Annotated in this window: 22 protein-coding genes; 2 read left to right on the top strand and 20 right to left on the bottom strand. The window is 60.4% G+C overall.

What is annotated here, in order from left to right; all coding sequences use genetic code 11:
* Positions 1–2: 2 nt before the first annotated feature.
* The 17 genes from AC244Q_RS25815 to AC244Q_RS25735 form a co-directional block, all read right to left on the bottom strand.
* Positions 3–1,679 (bottom strand): hydantoinase B/oxoprolinase family protein, encoded by a 1,677-nt coding sequence (locus AC244Q_RS25815; protein WP_128406621.1) that lies wholly within the window; start codon positions 1,677–1,679, stop codon positions 3–5.
* Between the two features lie 11 nt (positions 1,680–1,690).
* Positions 1,691–3,754: a hydantoinase/oxoprolinase family protein gene (locus AC244Q_RS25810; protein ID WP_128406622.1), complete on the bottom strand. Its 2,064-nt coding sequence runs from the start codon at positions 3,752–3,754 to the stop codon at positions 1,691–1,693.
* 193 nt (positions 3,755–3,947) lie between these two features.
* Positions 3,948–4,886, bottom strand: coding sequence for a nitrogen assimilation transcriptional regulator NAC (nac, locus tag AC244Q_RS25805; protein WP_033183014.1), 939 nt, complete (start codon positions 4,884–4,886; stop codon positions 3,948–3,950).
* Positions 4,887–4,964: 78 nt separating this feature from the next.
* Positions 4,965–6,173, bottom strand: coding sequence for an aspartate transaminase (locus AC244Q_RS25800; RefSeq protein ID WP_128406623.1), 1,209 nt, complete (start codon positions 6,171–6,173; stop codon positions 4,965–4,967).
* A gap of 42 nt (positions 6,174–6,215) precedes the next feature.
* Positions 6,216–6,959 carry a branched-chain amino acid ABC transporter ATP-binding protein gene (locus AC244Q_RS25795; RefSeq protein ID WP_113546885.1) on the bottom strand — a complete coding sequence of 248 codons (744 nt, stop codon included), beginning with the start codon at positions 6,957–6,959 and terminating at the stop codon, positions 6,216–6,218.
* On the bottom strand, positions 6,949–7,722 hold the full coding sequence (locus tag AC244Q_RS25790; RefSeq protein ID WP_128406624.1) for an ABC transporter ATP-binding protein: 774 nt from the start codon (positions 7,720–7,722) through the stop codon (positions 6,949–6,951). Before AC244Q_RS25790 ends, AC244Q_RS25795 begins: the two co-directional genes overlap by 11 nt.
* Positions 7,719–8,705 carry a branched-chain amino acid ABC transporter permease gene (locus AC244Q_RS25785; RefSeq protein WP_128406625.1) on the bottom strand — a complete coding sequence of 329 codons (987 nt, stop codon included), beginning with the start codon at positions 8,703–8,705 and terminating at the stop codon, positions 7,719–7,721. The genes AC244Q_RS25790 and AC244Q_RS25785 overlap by 4 nt, the downstream gene beginning before the upstream one ends.
* A gap of 29 nt (positions 8,706–8,734) precedes the next feature.
* Positions 8,735–9,607: a branched-chain amino acid ABC transporter permease gene (locus AC244Q_RS25780; protein WP_128406626.1), complete on the bottom strand. Its 873-nt coding sequence runs from the start codon at positions 9,605–9,607 to the stop codon at positions 8,735–8,737.
* Between the two features lie 21 nt (positions 9,608–9,628).
* Entirely contained in the window at positions 9,629–10,822 is a 1,194-nt protein-coding gene (locus AC244Q_RS25775) for an ABC transporter substrate-binding protein (protein ID WP_128406627.1), read from the bottom strand.
* A gap of 258 nt (positions 10,823–11,080) precedes the next feature.
* Positions 11,081–12,427 (bottom strand): NAD(P)/FAD-dependent oxidoreductase, encoded by a 1,347-nt coding sequence (locus tag AC244Q_RS25770; protein WP_128406628.1) that lies wholly within the window; start codon positions 12,425–12,427, stop codon positions 11,081–11,083.
* Position 12,428: 1 nt separating this feature from the next.
* A complete protein-coding gene (locus AC244Q_RS25765) occupies positions 12,429–13,316 on the bottom strand; it encodes a dihydrodipicolinate synthase family protein (RefSeq protein ID WP_128406629.1) in 888 nt (295 codons plus the stop codon).
* Between the two features lie 47 nt (positions 13,317–13,363).
* The gene (locus tag AC244Q_RS25760) at positions 13,364–14,071 is read right to left on the bottom strand and encodes a GntR family transcriptional regulator (RefSeq protein ID WP_128406630.1); all 708 of its coding nucleotides are present in this window, start codon (positions 14,069–14,071) and stop codon (positions 13,364–13,366) included.
* Positions 14,072–14,281: 210 nt separating this feature from the next.
* Complete coding sequence (locus AC244Q_RS25755; RefSeq protein WP_128406631.1) at positions 14,282–15,316, bottom strand: L-idonate 5-dehydrogenase; 1,035 nt, start codon at positions 15,314–15,316, stop codon at positions 14,282–14,284.
* Between the two features lie 10 nt (positions 15,317–15,326).
* On the bottom strand, positions 15,327–16,733 hold the full coding sequence (locus AC244Q_RS25750; protein ID WP_003562279.1) for a TRAP transporter large permease: 1,407 nt from the start codon (positions 16,731–16,733) through the stop codon (positions 15,327–15,329).
* Between the two features lie 4 nt (positions 16,734–16,737).
* A complete protein-coding gene (locus AC244Q_RS25745) occupies positions 16,738–17,310 on the bottom strand; it encodes a TRAP transporter small permease (protein WP_003562280.1) in 573 nt (190 codons plus the stop codon).
* Positions 17,311–17,428: 118 nt separating this feature from the next.
* Positions 17,429–18,403, bottom strand: a complete 975-nt coding sequence (locus AC244Q_RS25740) for a sialic acid TRAP transporter substrate-binding protein SiaP (protein WP_003562281.1) — start codon at positions 18,401–18,403, stop codon at positions 17,429–17,431.
* Positions 18,404–18,426: 23 nt separating this feature from the next.
* Positions 18,427–19,185: a FadR/GntR family transcriptional regulator gene (locus AC244Q_RS25735; protein ID WP_017996043.1), complete on the bottom strand. Its 759-nt coding sequence runs from the start codon at positions 19,183–19,185 to the stop codon at positions 18,427–18,429.
* A gap of 610 nt (positions 19,186–19,795) precedes the next feature.
* Between AC244Q_RS25735 and AC244Q_RS25730 the strand changes: the two genes are divergently transcribed.
* Entirely contained in the window at positions 19,796–21,181 is a 1,386-nt protein-coding gene (locus tag AC244Q_RS25730) for a sensor histidine kinase (RefSeq protein WP_017996045.1), read from the top strand.
* 153 nt (positions 21,182–21,334) lie between these two features.
* Positions 21,335–22,069 carry a Crp/Fnr family transcriptional regulator gene (locus tag AC244Q_RS25725; protein ID WP_003562284.1) on the top strand — a complete coding sequence of 245 codons (735 nt, stop codon included), beginning with the start codon at positions 21,335–21,337 and terminating at the stop codon, positions 22,067–22,069.
* Positions 22,070–22,160: 91 nt separating this feature from the next.
* Here the strand turns inward: AC244Q_RS25725 and AC244Q_RS25720 are convergent, their stop codons facing one another.
* The 3 genes from AC244Q_RS25720 to AC244Q_RS25710 all read right to left on the bottom strand — a co-directional run bounded on the left by AC244Q_RS25720 (position 22,161) and on the right by AC244Q_RS25710 (position 23,942).
* Positions 22,161–22,262, bottom strand: a complete 102-nt coding sequence (locus tag AC244Q_RS25720) for a hypothetical protein (protein ID WP_458394977.1) — start codon at positions 22,260–22,262, stop codon at positions 22,161–22,163.
* A 477-nt stretch (positions 22,263–22,739) separates the two neighbouring features.
* Positions 22,740–23,060, bottom strand: coding sequence for a hypothetical protein (locus tag AC244Q_RS25715; RefSeq protein WP_003562285.1), 321 nt, complete (start codon positions 23,058–23,060; stop codon positions 22,740–22,742).
* A 177-nt stretch (positions 23,061–23,237) separates the two neighbouring features.
* Positions 23,238–23,942, bottom strand: coding sequence for a transcriptional regulator NanR (locus AC244Q_RS25710; protein ID WP_026157568.1), 705 nt, complete (start codon positions 23,940–23,942; stop codon positions 23,238–23,240).
* Positions 23,943–24,010: the final 68 nt, after the last annotated feature.

Genomic DNA, 24,010 nt, shown 5'->3' with positions numbered 1-24,010 from the left:
CCCTATTCGGCCGCAGCAGCGAGCGGGCCAGAATAGCCGTAAATTTCCTTCGCAGCCTTCGCCGTGATCAGGTTTTCGGAAAGATCCTGCTCGATGAGTGCAGGCGAACGATCGCTCGCAGGTCCCCAACCGCCGCCGCCTGGCGTCTCGACCTCGAGCCGCTGGCCGGTCTTCAGGACCACCTTGCCCTTCGGGAACTGGGGCTTGCCGTCCTTCATGACCTTTCCTGCCGATCCGCTCTGACCTTCGACGACGCCGAAGCAGGGATGGCGAACACGCTCGGAAGCGAGGTAGATGTTCATCGGGTTCTTGCCGAGGTTCCGAAGCACGACACGCTGGCCGAGACCGCCGCGATGCTTGCCGGCTCCGCCGGAGTCGGCGATCAGTTCCTTGCGCTCCGTCAAGACGGGCACGGTAACCTCGAACATCTCGATGGCCGTCACCTTGCAGTTCGAGGGGAAACTCAGCGTGTCCAGACCGTCGAGCTCCGCGCGCGCGCCTTGCCCGCCATGGAAATTCTGGACCGAGCCATATTGGGTGCCGTCATTGCGCTGACCAACGCAATTGGCAGCCCAGATCGGCGCGCCGCCGCTGTCGCCCATGACCTTCTCGGGCACCACGCCTTCGAGCGCCTTGAAGATCAGCGAAGGAATGACGTGCCCGATCAGGTTTCGCGAATTGCCCGCCGTCCAGTGCTGCGGATTGAGGATGCAGCCGAGCGGAGCCTCGTCGGTGATCGGGACGATGCAGCCTTCGTTGTTCGGCGTCTCGGGGTCGAGCAGGCACTTCAGGGCATAGACGGAATGGGCATAGCGATAATTCGTCCGGCAGTTGATCGAGTGCAGAACCTGGTCGGAGGTGCCGGTGTAGTCGACGTGGATCGAGTCGTCCTTGATGATGACCGAAGCCTTCAACGCCACGTCGACATCGTAACCGTCCAGCAGAACCTCGGCCGCGTAAGCGCCGTTCGGCCATTCCCGGATCGCCTTGCGGGTCTGCGCTTCAGAGCGGGAATGAATGGCGGTTGCCAGGCCTTCGACGTCATCCAGACCGTATTCGTCCAGGAATTTGACGAGTTCGCGGCCCATGACGTTGTTGGCAGCGATCATCGATTCGAGGTCGCCGCGCACTTCGGTCGGAAGACGGACCGACGCTTCGATGATGTCGAAGACGTCCTGGTTCGGAACGCCGGCCTTCAGCAGCTTGATAATCGGGAAGCGGATGCCTTCCTCATAGATATCGCTCGCTTCGGAATGCAGAGGGGCGCCACCGATATCGGGGAGATGGGCGATGGACCCGGCATAGGCGACGACCTTGCCGTTCTTGAAGATCGGCGTGATCATCGTGACATCGGGAAGATGGCCCGTGCCGATCTCCGGATCGTTGGTCGCCAGCACGTCGCCTTCTTCGAGCTTGTCGGCCGGGAACTTCGGCAGGAAATAGTTCTGGGCCGCGGCCGGAAGCGAGGTGATAAAGACCGGGATCGACCAGGTGCATTGCGCCAGCGCCCGCCCCTTGCTGTCCAGCAGGACGGTGACGTAATCGTGGTTCTCGCGGACGATCGGCGAGAAAGCCGTCTTGCCGAGGACGTTGTCGGCCTGGTCTGCAATGAAGATCAGGCGGTTCCACATGACCTGAAGGTTGATCGGGTCGTTGAAATCGGTGGCGGGTTTCGACATCTGAGTACCCCTTAGCGAATGTTGATCACGAGGTTGCCATGGGCATCCACATGGAAGGCGCCGCTTGGCCCGACGACCGCAGTCGATTCACGCTGCTCGACGATTGCCGGACCCTTGACCTCTTCGCCGACGGGAAGCTTGTAATGGTCGTAGACCGCAGTCTCGGTAAAGCCGCCGATCTCCTGGAAATAAACCTTGCGGCTGCCCTTCTTCGCGTCGGCAACGACGGTCTCGTGCGGCCGCGTGACCTGATCCTTTTCACCGCCGGCGCGCAGGCGCCAGGTGATGACCTCCAGCGGCGCGGCAACGGTACGGCCGAACAGTTCGCGGTACAGCTTGAAGAAGTTGCCGCGGAGCTCACTGAGGAATTCCTCCTTCGGCAGGCTCCGGTCAGGCAGAACCACGGTGATCTCATGGCCCTGGCCGACATGGCGCATGTCGACGGTGTAGCGGTTGCTGATCGTATCCTTCGGGACGCCCGCCGCCGACACGACTTCGGCGCCCTGGGCCGAGAGCTCGTCCAGCAGGCGGTTCATGGCGTCCATATTCCAGGCGTCGAGTGCCATCGGATGGCTTGCGGACAGATCGACCGCCACGGGAGCGATCAACAGGCCGATCGCCGAGCTCACGCCTGCACCGGTCGGGCAGATGATGCGGGAAATGCCGAGCTTGTGGGCGATGCCATAGGCGTGGACCGGACCGGCGCCGCCGAATGCGACCATGGGCAGTGAACGGGGGTCGACGCCGAGATCGGTCGCATGCATGGCGGCCGCCTTGCTCATGGATTCGTTGACGAGGTCATGGATGCCCCATGCGCAGCGTTCGACCGAGACCTCGAGCGAGGCGGCAAGTTTGGCCATCGCCTCGTGGGCGGCTTCCTTGGAAACTTTGAACGAGCCGCCGACGAAGGATTCGGTGCCCATATATCCGAGCAGGATGTCAGCATCCGTGACGGTCGGCTCGGTACCGCCGCGCTGGTAGGCCGCCGGTCCGGGCATCGCGCCTGCGGAGTGCGGGCCGACGTCGAGCAGACCGAGAGAGTTTTTGGCCGCAATCGAGCCGCCGCCCGCGCCGATCTCGATCATCTGGATCGACTGGATCTTCAGCGGGAAACCGGATCCCTTGCGGAAGCGCTGATAATGGGCGACTTCGAGATCGGTGCCGACATTCGGCTCACCGTCGGGGATCAGGCAAAGCTTCGCGGTCGTACCGCCCATGTCGAAGGACAATACACTCGCCTCACCGGCCGTGCGGCCGAACTCGGCAGCGGCGACGGCGCCGGCCGCCGGACCCGACTCGATCAGGCGTACCGGCAGTTCTGCAGCACGCCGGCTCGGCACCAGCCCGCCCGACGAAGTCATCCAGAGGACCTGCCGATCGATGCCCTTCGCAGCGAACTCACGCTGGAGATGTGCGACGTGGCCGGCCATCTGCGGCCTGGTATAGGCGTTGACAACCGTCGTCGACGCGCGATCGAACTCGCGCATCTCAGGGCAGACTTCTGAGGAGAGCGAGACGAAGATGTCAGGGTCTTCCTCGCGCAGCAGTGCTGCGACGCGCTGCTCGTGCTGCGGATATTTGTAGGCATGGAGAAGGCAGACGGCGACGGAGCGGATGCCCTTCTCCTTCAGTCGGCCGGCAATGTCGCGAACCGTCTCTTCCTCGAGCTCGGTCACGACAGAACCGTCGGCCGCGATACGCTCCTTGGCGCCGAAGCTGTTTGCACGGGTAACCAACGGGTCGGGATATTTGATGTTCAGGTCGTAGAGGTCGTAGCGTCCTTCGTTGCGGATACGCAGCATGTCCTGAAAGCCGTCGGTGGTGACGAACCCGGTCTCGACACCCTTGCGCTCGAGAACCGCGTTGGTGACGACGGTGGTGGCGCCCAGCACCTGCAGGTTCTCGATGGCGATGTTGCCCGCGAATTTTTCCAACAATTCGGACACACCCTGCACGACTGCTTCTGCAGGGTTCTTCGGCGTGCTCAGGACCTTGTGAAGGTGAAGGTCGCCCTTGTCGTCCAGGAGCGCGAAGTCGGTAAAGGTACCGCCCGTGTCGAAAGCCAGTTTTGCCATGTTGTCCTCGAAGCGACTGTTCGGCGCGGCAGGCGCCGCTATGCGGATCCGATGCCCGGACCCGGTGTCTGCTTGGAGGTTAGGGGAATGCCCGGCGCATTGGCTAACACAACTACCGTCTGCCGCTATAGGGTTTGCTTATGGCGGAGCGGAGAGACGCCGTCGGACTGCCGTTGCGAGGATCGGCCGTCGGCTAGGCTGGCCTGATTCCGGGATGGTGACTGCTCATGAGCTTGCCCACGACATCGAGGAGAACCGACCGCGCAGCGATGGCCGGTTCCGACAAAGGAAGATGATCGGCGACGCAGAGCGACACGGTCGCGTCGATCACCGGCTTCGTCAGCGCCCTTACCTGCGCGCCCGAAAAGATCGCTGTCTCGGTGACCACCGAAGCCGGCAGAATGGTTGATCCAAGCCCATCGAGGACCGCCGCGCTGAGGGCCGGAACGGATTCGATTTCCGAGACGACATCAGGGGTGGCTCTGGCTCTCGCCAGGGCATCGTCGATCAACCGCCTGAGCAGATGTGCCTTGCTGGGAAGAAGCAGCGGGATGTCCTGGAGGGCAGAAAGGGGAAGCGGCGCGCTGCTATCCCCGGGGAGTTCGATGCCCGGCGGCGAGACCAGGAACATTTCCTCGCGAAACAATGGCTGCAGGGTGACGCCCTTGATCGGGGCAGCGGCATAGATCAGCGCCATATCCATCTTGCCCGTCATGATCAGTTCGCTGAGGATCTGGCCGAAACTGTCATTGATGTGGACGACGATGTGGGGATGCCTCGCCTTCATCTCCTTCAGGATCGGCAGCGACAAGGCGCTTGACGAGGAATAGGTCGCAAGCCCGATCGAGACGCGGCCCGCCACCGACTTGGCGGACTGATCGATGTCGACCTGCGCCTGCTCGATCTGCTTCAACATCAATTGTGCGTGCCGATAGAGGATCAGCCCGGCCTCGGTCGGCGTAATGCCGACATTGCTGCGGATGAGGAGCTTGTGCTTGAAATGCGCCTCGAGAGCGGCAATCTGCTGCGACAGCGCCGGCTGGGCCGTCCGCAGAAGGCTTGCCGCTCGCGATACGCTGCCCGTATCGACGATCTTGACGAAGCTCTTCAGTTTTCGGAAATCGACGCTCATGGCCACCGGCTTCTTGTTTCACGAAAAAACGTAAAGCCTGCGGCCGGTGGGGCGCAAGTCCCACCGGCCTCTTTGCAGTCAATACAGGTCGGCAACGGCCCGTTCGATGCGATCGCATGCTTGCGTGATCACCTCCATCGACGTCGCGATCGAGAGGCGGAAATGCGGCGATATCCCGTAGGCGGCACCTTGCAGCGCCGCGACCCCGACGCCATCCAACAAATAAAGCACGAAATCGAGGTCGGTCTCGATTGTCTTTCCCTCGGGCGTCTTTTTGCCGATGACACCGGCGCAGTTCGGAAACAGATAGAAAGCGCCGTCAGGTACGAGACAGGAGAGGCCGGGCACGGCATTGAGCCGTGAGCACGCATAATCACGGCGCTCCTTGTAGACCTTCACGCTTTCCGAAACGAATGACTGGTCAGAAGACAGCGCATGGGCAGCAGCTGCCTGACTGACCGACGACGGGCAGGACGACATCTGCGACTGCAGCTTGTTAATGGCCGCAATCAGGGCGGCCGGACCCGCCGCGTAGCCGAGACGCCATCCGGTCATGGCGTAGGACTTTGAGACGCCATTGGTGAGCAGAACACGCTCCTTCAGTTCCGGGACGGCGGCAACCAGCGTCGTCATCGGCTCGTCCTTGAACCAGACCTGGTCGTAGATATCGTCGGAGAGCACGAAGACGTGGGGATGGCGCAGCAGCACCTTACCGAGGGCTTCGAGTTCGCTCCTGTCATATGCCGCGCCCGTCGGATTGGACGGCGCGTTGAGAACCAGCCACAAGGTCTTCGGCGTGATCGCTTTTTCCAATGCTTCCGGCGTGAGTTTGAAGCCTGCTTCCTGCGGGCATTCGACGATGACCGGCTTGCCTTCGTTGGCGATGACCATATCGGGATAGGAAACCCAGTATGGTGCGGGAATGATCACCTCTGCGTCGTTTTCCACGCTCGCCATCAGCGCCAGGAACAGAATCTGCTTGGCGCCACCGCCGACGCAGATTTCGTTGTCCGCGTAGCTGAGGCCGAGCCGGCGCTTGATATCGCCGATGATTGCCTTGCGCAGCGCCGGCGTGCCGTTGACGGCGGTATATTTCGTTTCGCCCCTGTCGATGGCTGCGTGCGCCGCGGCCTTGATGTTATCCGGCGTGTCGAAGTCCGGCTCGCCGACCGTCAGGTCGACGATATCGCGGCCGGCCGCCTTCAGTTCGCGAGCCCGGGCTGCCGCAGCCGTGCTTGGCGAAACCTTGATTCTGGACACACGCGATGCAGGCACGAAAGTGCTCATTGAGATTTCCTCGATTGTGATTCCTTGAGAGACGGGATCGCCTCAGTGGACGGCTTCGGTTTCGCCGCGCATCTTCCCGGTCAGGAACAGTTCGCCGAGTTCGTCATGGGTGATGTCTTTCGGCAGGCCGTCCCAGATGACTTTGCCAAGTCTCAGGATGACCGCGCGCTCCGCCACTTCCATGGCTTTCTTGGTGTTCTGTTCCACCAGCAGGATCGTCATGCCATCTGCGTGAAGGCGAAGTAGCTCGTCGAACACGATACCGATCGCAGCCGGCGACAGCCCGACGGAAGGCTCGTCGACCAACAGCACCTTCGGCCGCTGCAGCACCGCCATCGCCACTTCGAGCAGTTGCTGCTCGCCTCCGGACATATTGCCGGCGAGCGTCGCACGGCGTTTCTTGAGGATCGGAAAGAGGTCGTAGACGTAATCGCGGTCGGCCTTCACCTTGGCGTCGCGGAGGGTATAGGCGGCCATCTGAAGATTTTCATCGACACTCATGACGGGGAAGTTGCAGCGCCCCTGAGGCACGAAGGAAATCCCCTCGCCCAGAATGGATCTCGACTTGCTGCCGGCGATATTCTTGCCGCGCCAGTCGATGCTTCCCTGCTTGATGGTGGTCATGCCGTAGAGCGTCTTGAGAAGAGTGGACTTGCCCGCCCCGTTCGGCCCCATGAGCGCCACGAACTGTCCGGCGGGCACATCGAGATCGACGCCGTTCAGGATGTCCAGATTGCCGTAACCTGCGCGCAGGTCGCGGATCAAAAGTTGCGAGTTACCCTCCAAGATAGGCCTCCCTGACACGCTGATCCTGAATGATGTCGCCCGGCAAGCCTTCGACGAGCTTGGCTCCCTGGTCGAGCACGATGACGCGCTGGCAGATGCTCGTGACGACATCGATATTGTGTTCGATCACCAGGAAGCTCACGCCGAGCGACTTGTTGGCATAGAGGATGGTGTCGACGACGCGTTCGATGATCTTCGGATTGATGCCGGCCATCGGCTCATCCAGCAGGATGAGCCTCGGTTCGGGCATCAACATGGAGGCGAACTGGATGAGCTTCTGCTGCCCGCCCGACAGATTGCCTGCCGGCTGATGGCGCACATCCCAAAGACCCGCCATCTTGATCAGGTCGCGGGCTCGCTCCCGGAGACCACCGACGCGCTGCCGGGACATCTTCCCGAGACCGAAGGTCGAGGCGATGGACGGGAAGGTGAACATCTGACCGGCGATAACCAGGTTCTCCTCGACATCGAGCGACCGGAAAGTGACGGTCTTCTGGAAAGACCGCAGCATGCGGCCTTCCCTGGCGATGCGGTTCAAGGACCAGCCGGTGATATCCTGTCCGTCAAGGACGACCTTGCCGGTGTCCGGCTTTGCAAGGCCGGTGCTGCAATCGAAGAAGGTCGACTTGCCGGAGCCGTTCGGTCCGATCAGGCCTGCGATCTCACCTCGGTCGATGTGAATGCTGACATCGTTGACGGCCTTCACCGCACCGTAGGATTTGCTGAGGTTCTTGATCTCGAGAAGGGGAAGATGGCTGGTCATTTCGCGCCTCCGATCGCATTCCAGAAACGATTGATCAGCGGCGCGCAGCCTTTCTTGAACCAGAAGACGAGGACGAGAAGGCAGACGCCATAGGCAATCATGCGCAATTCGGGAGTGATGCGCAGCGCCTCAGTCAGCCCGACGAAGAGCAGGCTTCCGAAGACGGTGCCGGAAATCATCCCCGCCCCGCCTCCGAGCACGATGATCAGCATCGTCGTCGAATAGTACATCTGGAAGGTCAGCGGGCTGACGACCGTCAGGTAATATGCGTAGAGACAACCGCCGACCCCGGCAAACACCGCGCTGATCATGAAGACGATCAGCTTGTAGTGCCAGGTGGGAACGCCGAGAGATTCGGCGAGCGTTTCATTCTCACGGATCGCCACCATATTGCGCCCGGCCGGCGAGCGGACGATTGCCCAGACGGCGATGGTGGCAAGCGTCCCGATAATCAGCGCAAGATAGTAGAAGTTTGTCGTACCGGACACCGTGAACGAAAGCGGCCCCAGTTCGAAGTATGGTTTGGGAATGCTCGATAGGCCCATGTCGCCGCGGGTGAGCGAGATCCAGTTCTTGGCGATGGCCTGGCCGATGATCACGAAGCCCAAAGTGCACATCACGAAGGACGTCGAGCGCAGACGCAAGGCGGGAATGCCGAGCGGAACAGCAAGAGCTCCTGAGACGGCGCCTGCGGCGATGAGATTGACGTAGAACGGCGTTCCGTAGGTGACGGCGAGAAGACCTGCCGTATAGGCGCCGATACCGAAGAACGCGGCCTGGGCCAATGACAGAAGACCGGTATACCCTACAAGCAGATTGAGCCCGTGTGCCGGAAGCATGAAAATCAGGGCGATGATCAGGGAATGGGTGATGTAACGGCTGCCGATGAACGGCGCGGCGAGTGCCAGGACGACCAGGACTGCGGCGAGCGGTATGCGAAGGTCGCGCCTGCGTGCCTGTTGAGCGGTTTCCGTCAGAGACATGTCGAGTCCTCGGTAGGCGGGCGCAGCGGCTAGAAGCGCGCCTGCGTCGAAAAGAGGCCATGCGGTCGCCACATCAGCATCAGGATCAGTGTGGCGAAGCCGACGGTGTCGCGGAATTGCAGGCCGACATACGTCGCGACCAGGCTCTCGGCAACGCCAAGGATCATCGCCGCGACGAAAGTGCCGCGCACATTCCCCAAACCGCCCATGATAATGATCGGCAGCGTCTTGAACGTGATCAGCTCGCCCATGCCGCCATAGACGCTGACATTGACCGGCGCCGTCAGAACACCTGAAAGTGCTGCGAGGGCCGCCCCCAGCATGAAGGTTCGAAGCACCACCTGCGGCACATCGATGCCGACGACGCTGCAGCATTCGACGTTCTGGGAAACCGCGCGCATCGCCATTCCGAGGCGGGTGTAGCTGACCATCAGTTCGAGGCCGATGAACACCAAAAGGCAGACGACGAGAATGAGAATGCGCTGCTGGGCCAGACTGAAGCCCAGGATGGAAACCGGTTCGATATAGCCTCCGGCGAAGAACTTGTAGCCTCCGCCGAAGACAAGAATGATGGTGTTCTGCAGGATAAGCGCGATGCCGAGGGTGGCGAGCACGCCCGACTCCGCGGGCGCGCCGACCATCCGGCGCATGACGAGTTGCCCGACCACATAGGCAACGGCGACTGTCGCAAGAACGCCCACGACAATCGACGCTTCATAGGACAGGCCGAGATAGTCGATCGAAAACCAGGCCCCGAACGTGCCGAGCATGTAATACTCGCCGTGAGCAAAATTGATGGCTCTCAGCACCCCGAAAATCATGGTCATGCCGACGGCGACGATGGCGTAAACGGAACCCGTGACAATTCCATTCACAGATTGCTCAACTATGGTCGAGAGCATGGGCGTACTCCTCCCGGCAGATTAGTTGGCAGGATATTGAATGTCCGCCGTATATGCACCCTTGATGCTCGGCTTGCCGTTCTCGATCTGCAGCAGGATCATCGGCAGGCGGGCCTGGTTGTGGTCGTCGAAGGTAACCTCGCCAACCGGGCTCTTATATTTGATCTTCGAAAGTGCGTCGCGAACCTTCACCTTATCAGCGCTGCCGGCCTGCTTGATCGCGGCAGCGAGGAGATTGACGGTATCCCAGTGAACATAGGCGTGGTTATTCGGGGCTTCGTTGTAGGTGGCCGTGAACTTCTCGACGAAAGCCTTGCTTTCGGGCGAGTCGAACTGCGGAAGCCATGCGGCGGCTTCGACGGCGCCCTCAAGCGCCGACGGCGCTGATTTGATGGTCTTTTCCGTGTTGAACTCGCCATTGCCGATCAGCGTGACCTTGCCGGCTATTCCGAGTTCGATCATCTGGCGGGCGATGATGGGCGTCGTATCGGCGAGGCCGTACATGATGATCGCCTGGGCGCCATTGTCGCGGATCTTGGCGAGAACGCTGCGGAAGTCGACTTCGCCTTCCTTGTAGTAGTCTTCGCTGAGGATCTCTCCCTTGAAATCAGGCAGGTACTTCTTTGTAAAGGTGATCGCCGAGCGGCCATAGTCGCTGTCGACCGAGAGCACGGCGAACTTGGTGAAACCGCGCTGCTCTGCAGCATATTTGGCGACGATCAGCGCCCGGTTTTCATCTGTCGGATAGTTGCGATAGGTCCACTTGAAGCCGCCGACACCGGCCCGGTAGGTGATCTTCGGATTGGATGAGGCCGCATTCAGCAGGAGAACTTCGGCATCTTCCGCGACGGGCTGGATAGCGAGCGTCACCGAGCTGGAAACATCGCCGATGATGAAGTCGACGCCATCCTGGTCGATCAGACGACGGGCAGCCGAAACGCCTTCGACCGGCGTACCCTGGCTGTCGGCGTTGAGGAGTTCGATTTTCATCCCGTCGATGCCGCCGGCATCATTGATGTCTTTGACGGCGAGTTCGGCTCCATGCATCGAAAATGCGCCGTAGCGCGCATTCGGGCCGCTCATCGGCGCAACAAGTCCGAGTTTGATCGTCCCGTCCGCGGCCAGCGCGATCGCCGGCAGGCCGGAGACGGTCACGGCCAGCGAAAGGACCGCGGTAGAAATGAAAAGTGCTCTGCGGCTTACGGTAAGTTTCATGTTCCCACTCCATGTTCTCGGGTGCAAACGCTTGGGCATATGGCCCAGCGTAGTCCTGACCGCTTTCCGCGGTTCTTATCGCATCAGCCCAGCGCTGACACCGTCACAGTAGGTTCAGGGAAGTGTCGCTGGCCAACACAACTCCACTCTGCCGCTATAGCGTTTATTTATAGCCAAGCGATCGATTAGGTATTGCGGGAACGGTTCGCCGTCCCGGCCGGACGAGCCGTCAGGCGATAATGACGATGTCATCCCTCATCACTCGGATCCTGCGCTCCACTCGCGATAAGCGAGATGGATCTTTGCTCCGATCGTCGTGAAAGGCTGCGGCGGCAATGCCGTCGGGGCAGCCAGGCGCGCGTAGACGCGGCCGAGTTCGGAATCATGTCCGAGCGCCAGCTCCGCAGCCGCGATCCCTGATGCTGTCGAGTTCGACGCTCCAAGGCCGTTGCAGCCGCATGCCGCGAATACGCCACGTTCGATCTCGCCGAATGCCGGAACATGATTGCGTGTGAGCGCCATCGCACCGGCCCAGCGATGCTGCATCCCGACGCCGCCAAGGGTGGGGAAGCGTTTGGAGAACTTGCCGTCGTGGAGGCGGCCGGCTCGCCGGATCGCGGCGTCGCTGACTGCGATGCTCGGACTATAGCTGTAGCGCGAGCGTACCAGGATTCGGTCGCCGGTGCCGGTGCTGATGCGGCGGACAGTTGTTCCCATCGGCAGGGCGGGCGTGGCGGCCCACTTCCGTTCTCCACCGAGGCGCGAGGGGTCGAACGCCTCGGTGAGGGAGGCATAAGTGAATACATGGAGCAGACGCCCACGGAAGAAGCCGAAGCTCTCCGCATGTCCGTTGTTTGCCATGATGATCTTTGCCGCCTGCACGGAACCCTGCGGCGTCTTGGCGAGCCATCCTGTACCGGAGCGCTCGAACGAGAGCGCCGGCGTCCGCTCGTAAAGGGTGACTGGCTCCTTCAGGCAGTCTGCGACCCCGCGAATGTAGGCGGCGGGCTGCACGATGATCGTGCCGGGCATGAACAGACCGGAGGTGTAAACCGGCGATCCCGTTACTGCCTCGATCTCCCCGGCGCTCAGGAGCCGATGGTCTTCGCCCATGTTCGTGAGCTGCTGCGCATAGTCATCGAGGTGCTTGTCGCCTTCCGCGCTAATGGCGACACTGTATCGGCCACAGGGATCGAACACCTCCTTGCCCCAGCCATTTTCGGTCGCCATCTCGGTCGCCAGAGCGATGGCCGAGCGCTGAATGAGCACGGATTGCCTGAACCTCGCCTCCGACTCTCCGCTGAAATCGTCGGACGAGACCTCGTGCGGCAGGTCGATGATGAAGCCCGAATTCGCGGCCGCAGGCCCCTCGCCGACAATGCCCGCTTCCAGCACCGCGACCCGCGCGGTCGGGTCCAGGCGTGAGATGCGCCGCGCCGCGGAAAGGCCGGCGAAACCACCGCCGATGATCGCGACGTCGGCAATGACCGGTCCGGTCAGCGCCGGCCGTGGCGTACGGGGCGCAAGCATGGCCACCCAGCCCGAAACGCCTGCGCGTTTCGGCAGCCTGGAAGCGACGAAGACATTCCTTGCGGCCTGGGTCACGTCAGATCGCTTCCCGCTCCATGAGCGTTTCGAGGGAGCGGCGAATGGCCGGAAGCTTTTCTGGGGCAAGCCCGCGCAGCGGTTTTCGCGGAACGCCGGCCCCGTAGCCCATCAGATCTGCCGCCGCATAGACGGACTGCACGTAATCGCCTTCCCAGATCAGCCCCATAGACGGCTCCAAGATTTTCCAGAGCGCGCGAACCTCGTCCCACTTGTGCTCGGCGGCGGCCTCGACGAGGGCGACGCAGGTTTTCGGAGCGAAGTTCGCCCCACCCCAGATCAGGCCGTCGCATCCGGCATAGAGCGCATAGGGAACGAGAGGGTCAGCGCCGTTCATGACGAAACGGCCGGTGCGGATAAGTGCTGCCTGCTTTCCAAGATCGCCGCTGCTGTCCTTGACGGCACAAAAGCCGGGGATTTCGCTCAGCTTGTCGAGAAGTTCGGGCGTGACGGCGACGCCGACCGCCTGGGGAACGTTGTAGCCAATCACCGGAAGACCGGCCTTTGCAACCTCGCTGTAGAAATCGACGATGCCTAGGTCGTCGGTCGGCCCTTCGAAGAAGGGCGGTAGAACCATCACGCCTTCGGCGCCGGCGTCGCGCGCGCGGATCGTGCGTTCGACGACGTCTTCCACCAGAAGCGCGGAGGTCTGCGCAATCACCTTCGCCCGGCCATTGACGATCTGCGCTCCGCGCCGGATCAGCTCCTCGGATTCCTCCTTGGAAAGATAGACGTGCATGCCGGTGCCGGAGCTGAACAGGAAGCACCTGACGCCTGCTGAGAGATAGCGCTCGACATTGTATTCGAGCCTGCCGTAGTCGATGCGTCCGGCATCGTCGAACGGCGTGGTAATGGCAAGATTCAGGCCTGGAAACTGGAAGTCAGACATTCGTTTGGTGTCCTGCGTTAGGCTGCCGAAGGGTCGAGCCAAAGGTCCTAGAGGGTCGGCGTCTCCAGACCCTCCGGGGCCGCGTACATGGCCATGTTTCGTCGTGAAAGCTCGAGGTGAAGCCGCGCCAGTTCTCCGGCTGCGTCGGGATTGCGATTCCCGATGGCTTCGATCATCTCATCATGTTGTTGCGTGGCGAGCTCGAGTTCTTCCTGCATGCGAGGCGTGTTCGGGTGCTTGTAGAAAACCTTGCCGATGCGCGCATGGTCGATCTGCAGTCGCCGCAGGCTCGGAACCAGATAGACGTTGTGCGCCATCTCACCGATCTGGCGGTGGAACTGGTCGTTGTAGAAGACGCGCCCTTCGACGTCGCAATTGTCGACGGCCTTTCGAAATGATTGCTGAACCTGCTTCAGCACGTCGAGCTGCCCGCGAGTTCCGTTCTCGGCCGCCAGCTTGCTGGCGGTGATGTAGATCATCGGCGCAAGAAGGAAGAAGTCATGCAGCGACTGGTAGCTCATCGAACTGACGCGCGCAGCACGGTTGGCTTCCAGCTCGATATAGCCTTCGCCAGCCATCTGTCGCATCAGCTCGCGAACCGGCGGTCGGGACAACCCAAACTCCTCGCTCAGCGCCACTTCGTCCAACACCGCACCCGGCGGCAGTTCCATCGTCAGGATGCGTCTGCGAAGCGTCAGGCTTAGATTCGTTTTACGGTCGGGGTTGCCGACCTCGGAGATAATTTCATGGTCCATCTCATAATCCTTTTGGAAGACATTATGTAGACATAAGATAGACGTCAAGAATTTCTTGAGACTTCGAAATCGGTTCCTCTCGCCGACTGAGCGATAGAGCAGTTTCAGGGGAGTGAGGTTACTGCTTCACGTTGAAGCGAATGCTGCGTCGGCCGGGCGGATTCGATTGTTCATCGCCCCGCCGCGCAGGTGTCACTTCCGCAACGCGCTCTAAAAGGTGAGTTGCACCTTGCAGGCGGCTGCGCGATCGCCGGCGAGCGTGAAGGCTGCGGTGGCTTGTTCGAGCGACAGGCTGTGGCTGATGATCGGCCGCACATCGATCTTGCGGCTGGAAATCAGCTCGACGGCAGTACCGAACTCCTCGTGGAAGCGCTGCGTTCCGTGGAGTTGAAGCTCCTTGCCGACGATGGCGTTGAGAGGGATCCGGACGTCTCCCGTGACGCCGACCTGCACGATCGTTCCGCGCGGCCTGATGACGGCAATCGCGCCGCGGATGGCCGGGGCGGCGGCCGAGCATTCGAAGACGAGATCGAAATGGCCCTTTCCCGCCTCATATTCTGCAAGCGCCTGGGCATTCTTGGAAACATTGATCGTGCGGCTGGCGCCCATCGCTTTGGCCCGGTCCAGCGCCGCATCCGCGAGATCGGTCACTACGATCTCATCTGCGCCGAAATAACTGGCGACAGCAACCATCAGGGCGCCGATCGGGCCGGCTCCGGTAATGAGGACGCGTTTGCCGGCAATGTCCCCTGCGCGTGATGCCGCGTGCAGGCAGACGGAGAGCGGCTCGCTGCAGGCCGCTTCCGCCGCAGTTGTCGCAACTCCGACCGCAAAGCATTGCTTGGCCGGCACCACCAGCCATTCCCGGAACATGCCCTGCTCATGCGGAAGGCGCATCGCACTGCCCATGAAGCGCATTTCCAGGCAGTGGATCGGCATATTGTTCTCACAATATTCGCAATGCCCGCAGGGCTGGCTGGGATTGACCGCCACCAGCGTCCCGGCCTTCAGGTCGACCCCTTCGCCCGCTTGGCTCACAATCCCCGAGGCCTCGTGGCCGGGTATGATCGGCTCGCGAACCCGGACTGGGCCGAAACCGCCGTCCTGATAATAATGCAGGTCGGAGCCGCAAATCCCTGCGGCCGCCATTTTGAGAAGCACCTCGCCGGGACCAGGGGCCGCAAGCGTATCGGTCTCGATCCTCAGATCGCCCTTTTGGTAAAGCCGTGCCACACGTGTGTGCATCGTGTCCATCCTATCTCAACAGTCCAAGCTGCTGCGGCAGCCAGAGCGATATGGCGGGCACGAAGGTGATCAGGATCAGCGCCAGGAAGAGCGGCACCAGCCAGGGCAGGATCGCCATGGTCGTACGTTCGACGGAGAGTTTCGCAACCCTCGACAGTACGAAAAGCACCATGCCGAGCGGCGGGTGTAACAGGCCGATCATCAGGTTCAGCGTCATGATGAGACCGAACTGGACCGGATCGATCCCGAATTTCAGGACGATCGGCAGAAGGATCGGCACCAGGATGGTAATGGCCGCGATCGTATCCAGGAAGCAGCCGACGAAGAGCATCAGCAGGTTCACGAGGATCAGGAAAACCCATTTATTGTCGGTGATCGACAGGATCGCATCGGAGAGCAACTGGGCCGCCTGGCTCACCGTCAGCAACCATGCGAAGACCGATGCCGCAGTGACGATGAAGAGAACGGATGCCGTCGTCTCGATCGTATCGAAGCTCGCCTTGGCAAGCGTCGAGGGCGTCATCGTGCGGTAACGCACCAGACCGAGAAACAGAGACCAGAGGACAGCCGCAACCGCTGCCTCCGTCGGCGTGAACCAGCCCATCGTCATGCCGCCGATCAGGATGACGGGCGTCATCAGCGCCATGACGGCGGAAAAGCGGAAATACCAGTCGAGGGCAAGAAGCAGGGCAAGGGCAATGCCCGCCGCAACATTCATCGATACGCCCGCCTGCATCAGCAGATAGATGGCCAGCGGCACCGCCAGGACGACGACGATTTCCATCCCCGCCGACAGCAGCTGTCTGACATCAAATGGCGCGTCGGAGCCCCAGCGCTTCCAATAGGCAAAGGCGGCGACGGTGATCATCATCAGGAGCGTCATGACAATGCCGGGCAGGATGCCCGCCATGAAAAGAGCGCCGATCGAGACGTTCGCCATCATGCCGTAAATCACGAAAGGCAGCGACGGCGGGAAGATCGGGCCAAGCGTTGCCGAAGCCGCCGTCACGCCGACCGCGGCCTCGACCGGATAGCCATGATCCTTCATTGCCTTGATCTCGATCGTGCCGATACCGGCCGCATCGGCAAGCGCCGTGCCAGACATGCCCGAGAAGATCACGGAACCGATGATGTTAACCTGCGCCAGACCGCCCTTCATCCAGCCGACGAGAGCGACGGCAAAGGAATAGATGCGGCCGGTGACGCCGGCCGAGTTCATCAGATTGCCCGCCAGGATGAAGAAGGGCACGGCGAGCAGCGGGAAGCTTTCGACGCCGGCGATCATGCGCTGGGCGACGATGATATCGGGCGCCACGTCGTAAAGGACGATGTAGAGCACGGATGCGACGGCCATCGAGATGGCAACGGGCACCCCGACCAGCATCAGCACCAGAAACGAGCCAAGAAGCAGTAGCATCAGATCAATCCTCGACGGTCTGGAATTCTTCGGGGCGCTCCAAAACGGAGTAGCCGCGGCGCATATTGGCGATGAAGACGACGATCGCGCGGATCAGCATCAGCACGAAGGCGATGAGAACGCTGTAGAAAACGACGTTGCGCGGCAGGTCGACGGTGACCATCTGCTCGTCCGCGACGATATCGACGTAACGCCACATCAGGTGGCAGCCATAGGCGAAGAAGCCGATGCGAACGATATCGACGAAAGTGGCGAGCACGCGTGCCAGACCTGCCGGCATATAGTGATAGAACACATCCACCTGGATATGCCGCGAGGTGCGCACGCACATGACGGAACCGAGAAAGACGACGCCGATCAGGCAGTTGATCGCAATCTCCTCGGTCCAGGCGTAGCTGTCGTTCAGCACATAGCGCGTGAAGAACTGCAGGAAGACGCAGCCGGCCATCAGCCAGAAGACGCTCAGCGTGATCCAGTCTTCAATGGCGTAGTCCGAGACGTTTGCGGTCGGCGCGTGCCCTTCGAACTCGTGACCGATTTCTTCGGCCGTGATTTGCGTATGAATTTCTTGCGACATGATCGGCCCTGTTCCAGTTCGGAATGAAGGAGCGCGGCGCCTGCAGCAACCAACGTGTTACTGCATCCTTGCGCGTCTGAAAGACGCGCGGCGCTGTAAGGCGCCGCGCCGCGTGGGTTTACTGGATCGCGCGGATTGCTTCCCAATCGGCCTTCTCGTAGCCGAAATCCTCGAACTTGACCTTTTCCATCACGGTCTTTTCGAAATCGGCCTTGTCGACCTCGGCGACATTCAACCCTTTTTCCTTGAAGGTCGCGATGAGGCTGTTTTCCTTGCCGGCGATTGTCTTGCTCGTACGCTCGGCGGCCTCCTGCATGACCTCGCCGAAGATCTTCTTGTCCTCGTCGGAAAGGCTCGCCCACCGCGTCTTCGAGACTACGGTGTTGAGGTGATCGACGATGTGGCCGGTGAGGATGATGTTCTTCTGGACTTCGTAGAACTTCTTCGCCTCGATCGTCGTCAGCGGATTTTCCTGCGCCTCGACCGTACCGTTCTGCAAAGCGAGATAGACCTCGGCAAAGGCGATCGGCGTGGTGTTGGCGCCACAGGCGCGCGGCATGGCGAGATAGGCCGGAACGTCAGGCACGCGGATTTTCAAGCCCTGCATATCGGCGCATTTGGTGATCGGCTTGTTTGATGTCGTATGGCGCGTGCCGTAATAGCTGACGGCCGCGATGTGGTTGCCGGTCTTGTCTTCATAGCCTTTGGCAAGACGCTTGAAGACATCGCTCTTGGTATAGGCGATCAGGTGATCGGGACCGCGGAAAATGTAGGGGAAGTAAGTCACGCCGATCGGCTTGTAGTCTCGCGCCGCGAAGCTCGATCCCGAGATGATGATGTCGACGGTCCCTAGCTTGAGGCCCTGGTTGATGTCGGCTTCCTTGCCCAGCTGCGACGCCGGATAGACCTCGATCTTATAGCGCCCGTCTGTGCGCTTGTTGATCTCTTCTGCGGCCCATACGGAATCCGTGTGGAAGGGCTCTGACGTTTCATAGACATGAGCCCATTTCAGCACTGTCTGGGCCTGTGCGATCGCGCTGCTCGCCATGATTACGGCTGCAGTGCAAAGTATCGTTGCCAGTCTGCTTTTCATTGCTCTCTCCTCCCGAGCTTGGGTTAAGTCTTGGCAGTTCCTTTCGGCGGCCGCTTGTTGCGTCCGCGCTCCTCTTCCCCCGAGAACTCCTCCCCGAAGCTTTCGGAAAACCTCTTCTGTGACATGGTCAGATGGGCGCGCATGGCAGCCTTGGCGCCGGCGGCATCGCCGGCGGCGATCGCGTCGCGAATGGCCCGGTGCTCATCCAGAGCGCTGCGCCATGTCGTCGGCCCCTCGAAGTGGCTAGCGAGCCTTGCGAAATAAGGCGTCATGCGCATGTCGAACATCTCGCCCGTCACGCGGATCAATGTCGCATTCCCAATGATGGCGGCAATGCCGGTGTGGAAGGCGCGATCGGCATCGAGCACTGCGATTGCATCGTTAACCACACCACCCATGCGCGTCAGAGCTTCATCGAGCAGAGCGATATCGTCCGGCTTGGCGCGACCGGCCGCTTCTTCGGCGATGGCGCATTCGATGAGGGCCCGCGCCTGGAGCAGTTCGAAAGGCCCCTCCACTGGCTCGCGCTCGGCCCCAGCGACGGTCGCAGCATGCTGGCGCACCACATAAATGCCGGATCCCATGCGGATATTGACGAGGCCTTCGACCTCCAGGACGATCAGCGCCTCGCGGACGGTCGGGCGCGAAACCGACAGTTGCTCCGCCAGATCGCGCTCGGCCGGCAGCCGCTGGCCGACGGCAAGCTCACCGCTGGCGATCATCATACGAATCTGATCCGCGACCTGCCGATACAGGCGCCGTGATTCAACAGGCGAAAACATCGTGGCCTCCCTAGGCGGCTTCTCCTCAAGCGCGCAGCTGGTCAATTGGCCTGACCAATTAAGTTATAGGTAGCATCCCTTGGGTTGTGCGTCAATCCGCCGCATAACTGGAAAAAGATTGTTTATCCAAAGGCAGAGCACCTTGTTCTCGCCGACGAGGGGCAAGCCCCGATCGCTACTGGTGCAAAGCCTGAGGACGGCGGCAAATATACGACCAATCGACGAACGACAGGTCGGTTAACTAGAAATCCAAGGGCGCCAGCCTCCATACGACGTCGGTGGCCGCCGAGTGTGGCTCGAGAATGCTGTCCAGAAAAAGAAAGCTCCGGATCCGCCAGCTGCGATAGATTTTTCGCTTTTGAACGGTCGTATCGCACTGCTCGCGTCGTTTGGCGAGAGCACGCCGTCTCCCAGCCGCGAGCGCCATGAAGTCTGCTCGGCGATGCCGAAATTTTGAACCCGGGGTGGCCGATTGCAAGGCATTTGACCCACCGTGCCTCTTTTGCACGCGGTTCGCCGACCGGGTTTTGTACGCAATCGCACGCGTCGAGAAATTCCTTTAGCAGATGCTAAAGTCTCACCTACGGTAATCCAGCTGGGGGTCACTGGTATGGATCAATATTCCTTCCCGAGCGACGAGGATGAAATCCATCGCCACATCGTCGAGAGCGCGCTCGACTATGCGATCTTTGCCATGGATCTCGATGGCACTGTGGCGACGTGGAGTGCCGGTGCGGAAAACCTCTTCGGCTATTCGGCATCCGAGATGATCGGACAGAATGGGGTCATCATCTTTTCATTCGAGGATCAACTCGCCGGAGCGCCGCTCAAAGAGAAGCGGCTTGCGCTGACCACCGGCCGCGCCGACGACAATCGGTGGCACGTCAGAAAAGACGGCAGCATGTTCTGGGCGTCAGGGCTGATGATGCCGCTTCGCAACGACGTGGGTGGGATCTACGGCCTGGCGAAAATCGTCCGGGACCGGACCCTGACGCTTCAGCAGGACGAAGCGTTGCGCGCCAGCGAGGAACGCCTCCAGCTTATTCTTAAAAGCGCGATCGATTACGCGATCTTTTCCTTTGATCAAGATGGGCGGATCATCAGTTGGAACACCGGGGCTTGCCGCATCTTTGGATATCTGGAAGATGAGATTCTCGGTCAAGACGCACGCATTCTCTTCGTACCGGAAGACCGCACCGAGGGCCATGTGGCGCTTGACCGCGAGATGGAGACGGCGCTTGAGCGCGGCCGGGCTGAAAACGAACGATTTCATTTGCGTAAGGATGGATCCACGTTCTGGGGCAGCGGATTGACCATGCCGCTGCGCGCCCATCATCAAAGAGCCGGCTATCTCAAGGTACTTCGGGATGACACCGAGCGTCATTTTGCAGATGAGCACCAGCAAATCATGCTGCGCGAGATGAGCCATCGTGTCAAAAACAGCCTGACACTGGTCACCGCCATGCTTTCGATGCAGGCCCGCTCGGCTGAACAGCAGGAGGTGGGAGAGGCTTTGCGCGATGCCGAAGCGCGCGTCGGCACCATTGCCGAGGTACACGATCAATTGTGGCGCCAACCGAACATCGAAACGGTGGAACTGGCGGATTTTCTGTCAAGCCTGTGTCTGCGCCTGCAGCAGGCGGCATCAAAGCACACGGTTTCGGTCGACGCGGATGCGTGCGTTATCGATGCAGACCGGGCAATCCAGCTTGCCCTTCTCGTCAACGAACTGGTGACGAACGCCTTCAAGCACGCTTATTCCGATATTTCAGGCACTGTCACCGTCAGTGCGCGCGCCACCGCCGACGAAATCCGCCTTGAAATCGCCGATGATGGAAAAGGTTTCCCGGACGGATTTTCCGTCTCTAAAAATGACGGCAAGAGCTTGGGCATGAAGGTCGTGCGCGTTCTGGTGCAGCAGTTGAGGGCCGAGCTTCACATCGAGAATCGGCGGCCCGGCGCGAGTTTTCTGATCCGTCTGCCCCGGAATCCCTGACAGATTTCCCGGGCAGCCCGCAAGTTTTGTCAAAACCGCACAAAGCGCCTTCCAAATATGGATATGGCTGCTGTTTTGACGCATAAGCTGGTCATTACCGCGATCTCATAGCTGCCGGTATGAGCGCGGGCTCCCTCCCGCTGGAGAGGGGTCATGCCCGCACAGGATCAGCGTATTGTTCATAACTTGCTGTTGAAGGCTTTGCCTGCGGAGGCCTTTGACCTGCTGGCCGCCGATGCCCAAGCCGTCGAGCTGCCGTTGAGACATGTGCTGGTCGAGTCAGACCAGCCGAACGAACATGTCTGTTTCGTCGAAAGTGGTCTGGCATCGATGGTGGCGACGAACGCCGAAGACGAAGCCGTCGAGGTCGGACATATCGGATTTGAGGGCATGGCAGGACTGCATGTTGTTCTGAAGACGAATACGACACCCAATCGGACCTTCATGCAGGTCGCGGGATCCGGCCTGCTGGTCTCCGTCGAGACCTTCGGGCGGGTGCTCGCAGCGTTTCCTGCCGTCAACGATCTGTTCCTCCAATATATGCATTGCTGTGATATACAACTGGCTCAGTCGGCTCTCGCCAACGGGCGCTACAACATGCATGAGCGGCTCGCCCGCTGGCTGTTGATGTGTCACGATCGGCTGAATGGCAACGACCTGCCGCTCACGCATGAATTTCTGGCGCTGATGCTCGGCGTACGACGCTCGGGCGTGACGAACGAACTGCATGTCATCGAAGGAATGAGAGCCATTAGGTCGACCCGCGCCAACGTCAAGGTTCTCGACCGAGAAAGGCTGGAGGAGATCGCCGCCGGAAGCTACGGCATTCCGGAACGGGAATACGAGCGCTTGATCGGACTGCCGATCCGGCGTTCCGCTAGAGCATGAAGCCGAAAAGTGTGGGCGGTTTTCGGACGACATCAATTTAGAACAGGATGTCTTAGTCGGAGCTTCTGATCGTCTCTGACGAAAAGCATAGTCAGAAAAACGGTTCCCTGTTCGTCACCGATGTGTATCTTTCTCGCCGACATGTCTTTTCCCGCAAGCACTGCTGGCTCATCAGCGCTCTCGCATCTTGCACGGCTTGTTGCCTTGCGTCCTCGATCGTCGCCAGTTCGGTGCCTTCCCAGACGGCAGGCGTCGAAGTTCCTGAAACGATGACTTTGGTCTGCTCCTTAGAAAAGGACCAGTTCGCCACTCAACGGCACCAATAGTTGTCCTCTCGCCCCCTTTTGGCCGGCGCCGGATGAATTGGGGGGTCTGGCGGCGCATTTTTAATAACCGGTGTTGGGCCTTGCATGGACGGCATCGCTGGAGTTTTTCAAGTCCAAATGCATACGATATCGGACAAACACGTCGCTTTCATCCGATCCGGCACGTTTCGCGTTGGTGAATCATGCCATCGAGAAAAGAGGGCTAGCGGCCTGAAGCCGTCGTGCCGGCAGCGGTCCTGCCCGACGGACGTGCTTTGCTGAAGTTCGGCCACGCAAAACCCCCGAGGTCGGATGTCCAACTTTCGGGGGTCAGGTCACGATGGGAATTTTCGTGAGGAAGCCGATCAATTGTTGTGAGCCGCGCAGGCTTCATCCATCGGGGTGGCGTTGCTCGTACCGCCCTGTGTCTGAAGATTGGCAGAGTTATTGACCGGATTGGGGCACTTGGTCTTATCCATCTTCATCGTGCCGCTGGTCGTGGAATTCGTCGTGGTGGAATCCGTTGCCATCGGCTTTTTAGTCTTCGTGTCGCTAGTGGCGCCGCCACCCTGATCGGCTTGATTCTTGTCGATCGTTGCGCCGGCCGGCGCTGGGTTGGACTGGGCGAAAGCGGATGTGGCCATCCCGATAGCGAAGAGGGAAGCTGCTACAAGTTTCATGCGCATTGTGATGTCCTCCTTGGGGATCTTTGCGTGCTTGACCCATTCACAACCTCGTTCTTTGATCATTGTTCCGCTGCGGCCGATAAATGCACTGCCGCGTCCGACAGCCGCGACGCGGTCAACAATCGAGGTCTTTTAAGCAGGAGGATGAGCACCCATTGCTCACAAGGTAATCGGCGATTATTTCGCGTAAAGCGCCCGCGACCGCTCAAGATGCTTGAGCAGCGCCGTTTCCGAGCCATCCACATCGTTTGCTTCAAGGCGGTCGACGATCTCGTCGTGTTCGGCGAGCGTGAATTTTTCCTTGCCGGTCCAGATCAGCATCTCGGTATGATATTCCTTCAGCCAGGCAAGCATTGCTTCGCTGACGGCAATGTAGATCGGGTTGCCTGATATCTGCGCGATGCGGGTGTGAAACTCCATGTCGGCGTCGATGAACTCTTCGGCCCGGCCAAGTGACATTCGCTGGCGTTCGATGATGTTCCTGAGGTCGGCGATATCGCTTGCCGAGGACCGCTGCGCGGCCTCGCGCGCCATGCCCCGCTCGAAGAAGATGCGCGCGCTCTTCAAATATTCCAGCGAGTCCGACGATTGCGACAGCATGATCTTGGCGGTGAGATCGACCTGGCGGAATATCGATTTTGCCGTCAGCCGGAGAACCTTGGCCCGCTCGCCATGTGAAATGCTGACCAGACCTTTGTTGGCGAGGGATTGCATGGCCTCCCTGATCGCCGGCCGGCCGACGCCGAAGCGTTCCATCAGCACCCGCTCGGAAGGCATTTCGTCGCCGGGCTGGAGCTCGCCCGAGGTAATCATTCGCTCAAGTCGATCAAACACTTCGTCAGAGAGTTTCCGGCGGACGATTTGTTCGAGGGGCTGGGTCATCATATCTCGCTGGCTCAAATGTTTCCTCCTAACAGTTTCCGGGTCGAGAACAAAGCTGTCGGCGAAAA

This window comes from Rhizobium sp. CB2179 (assembly GCF_057653455.1).
Note: the sequence above shows the minus strand (reverse complement) of the source record. Positions and strands in the feature narration are given on the sequence as shown.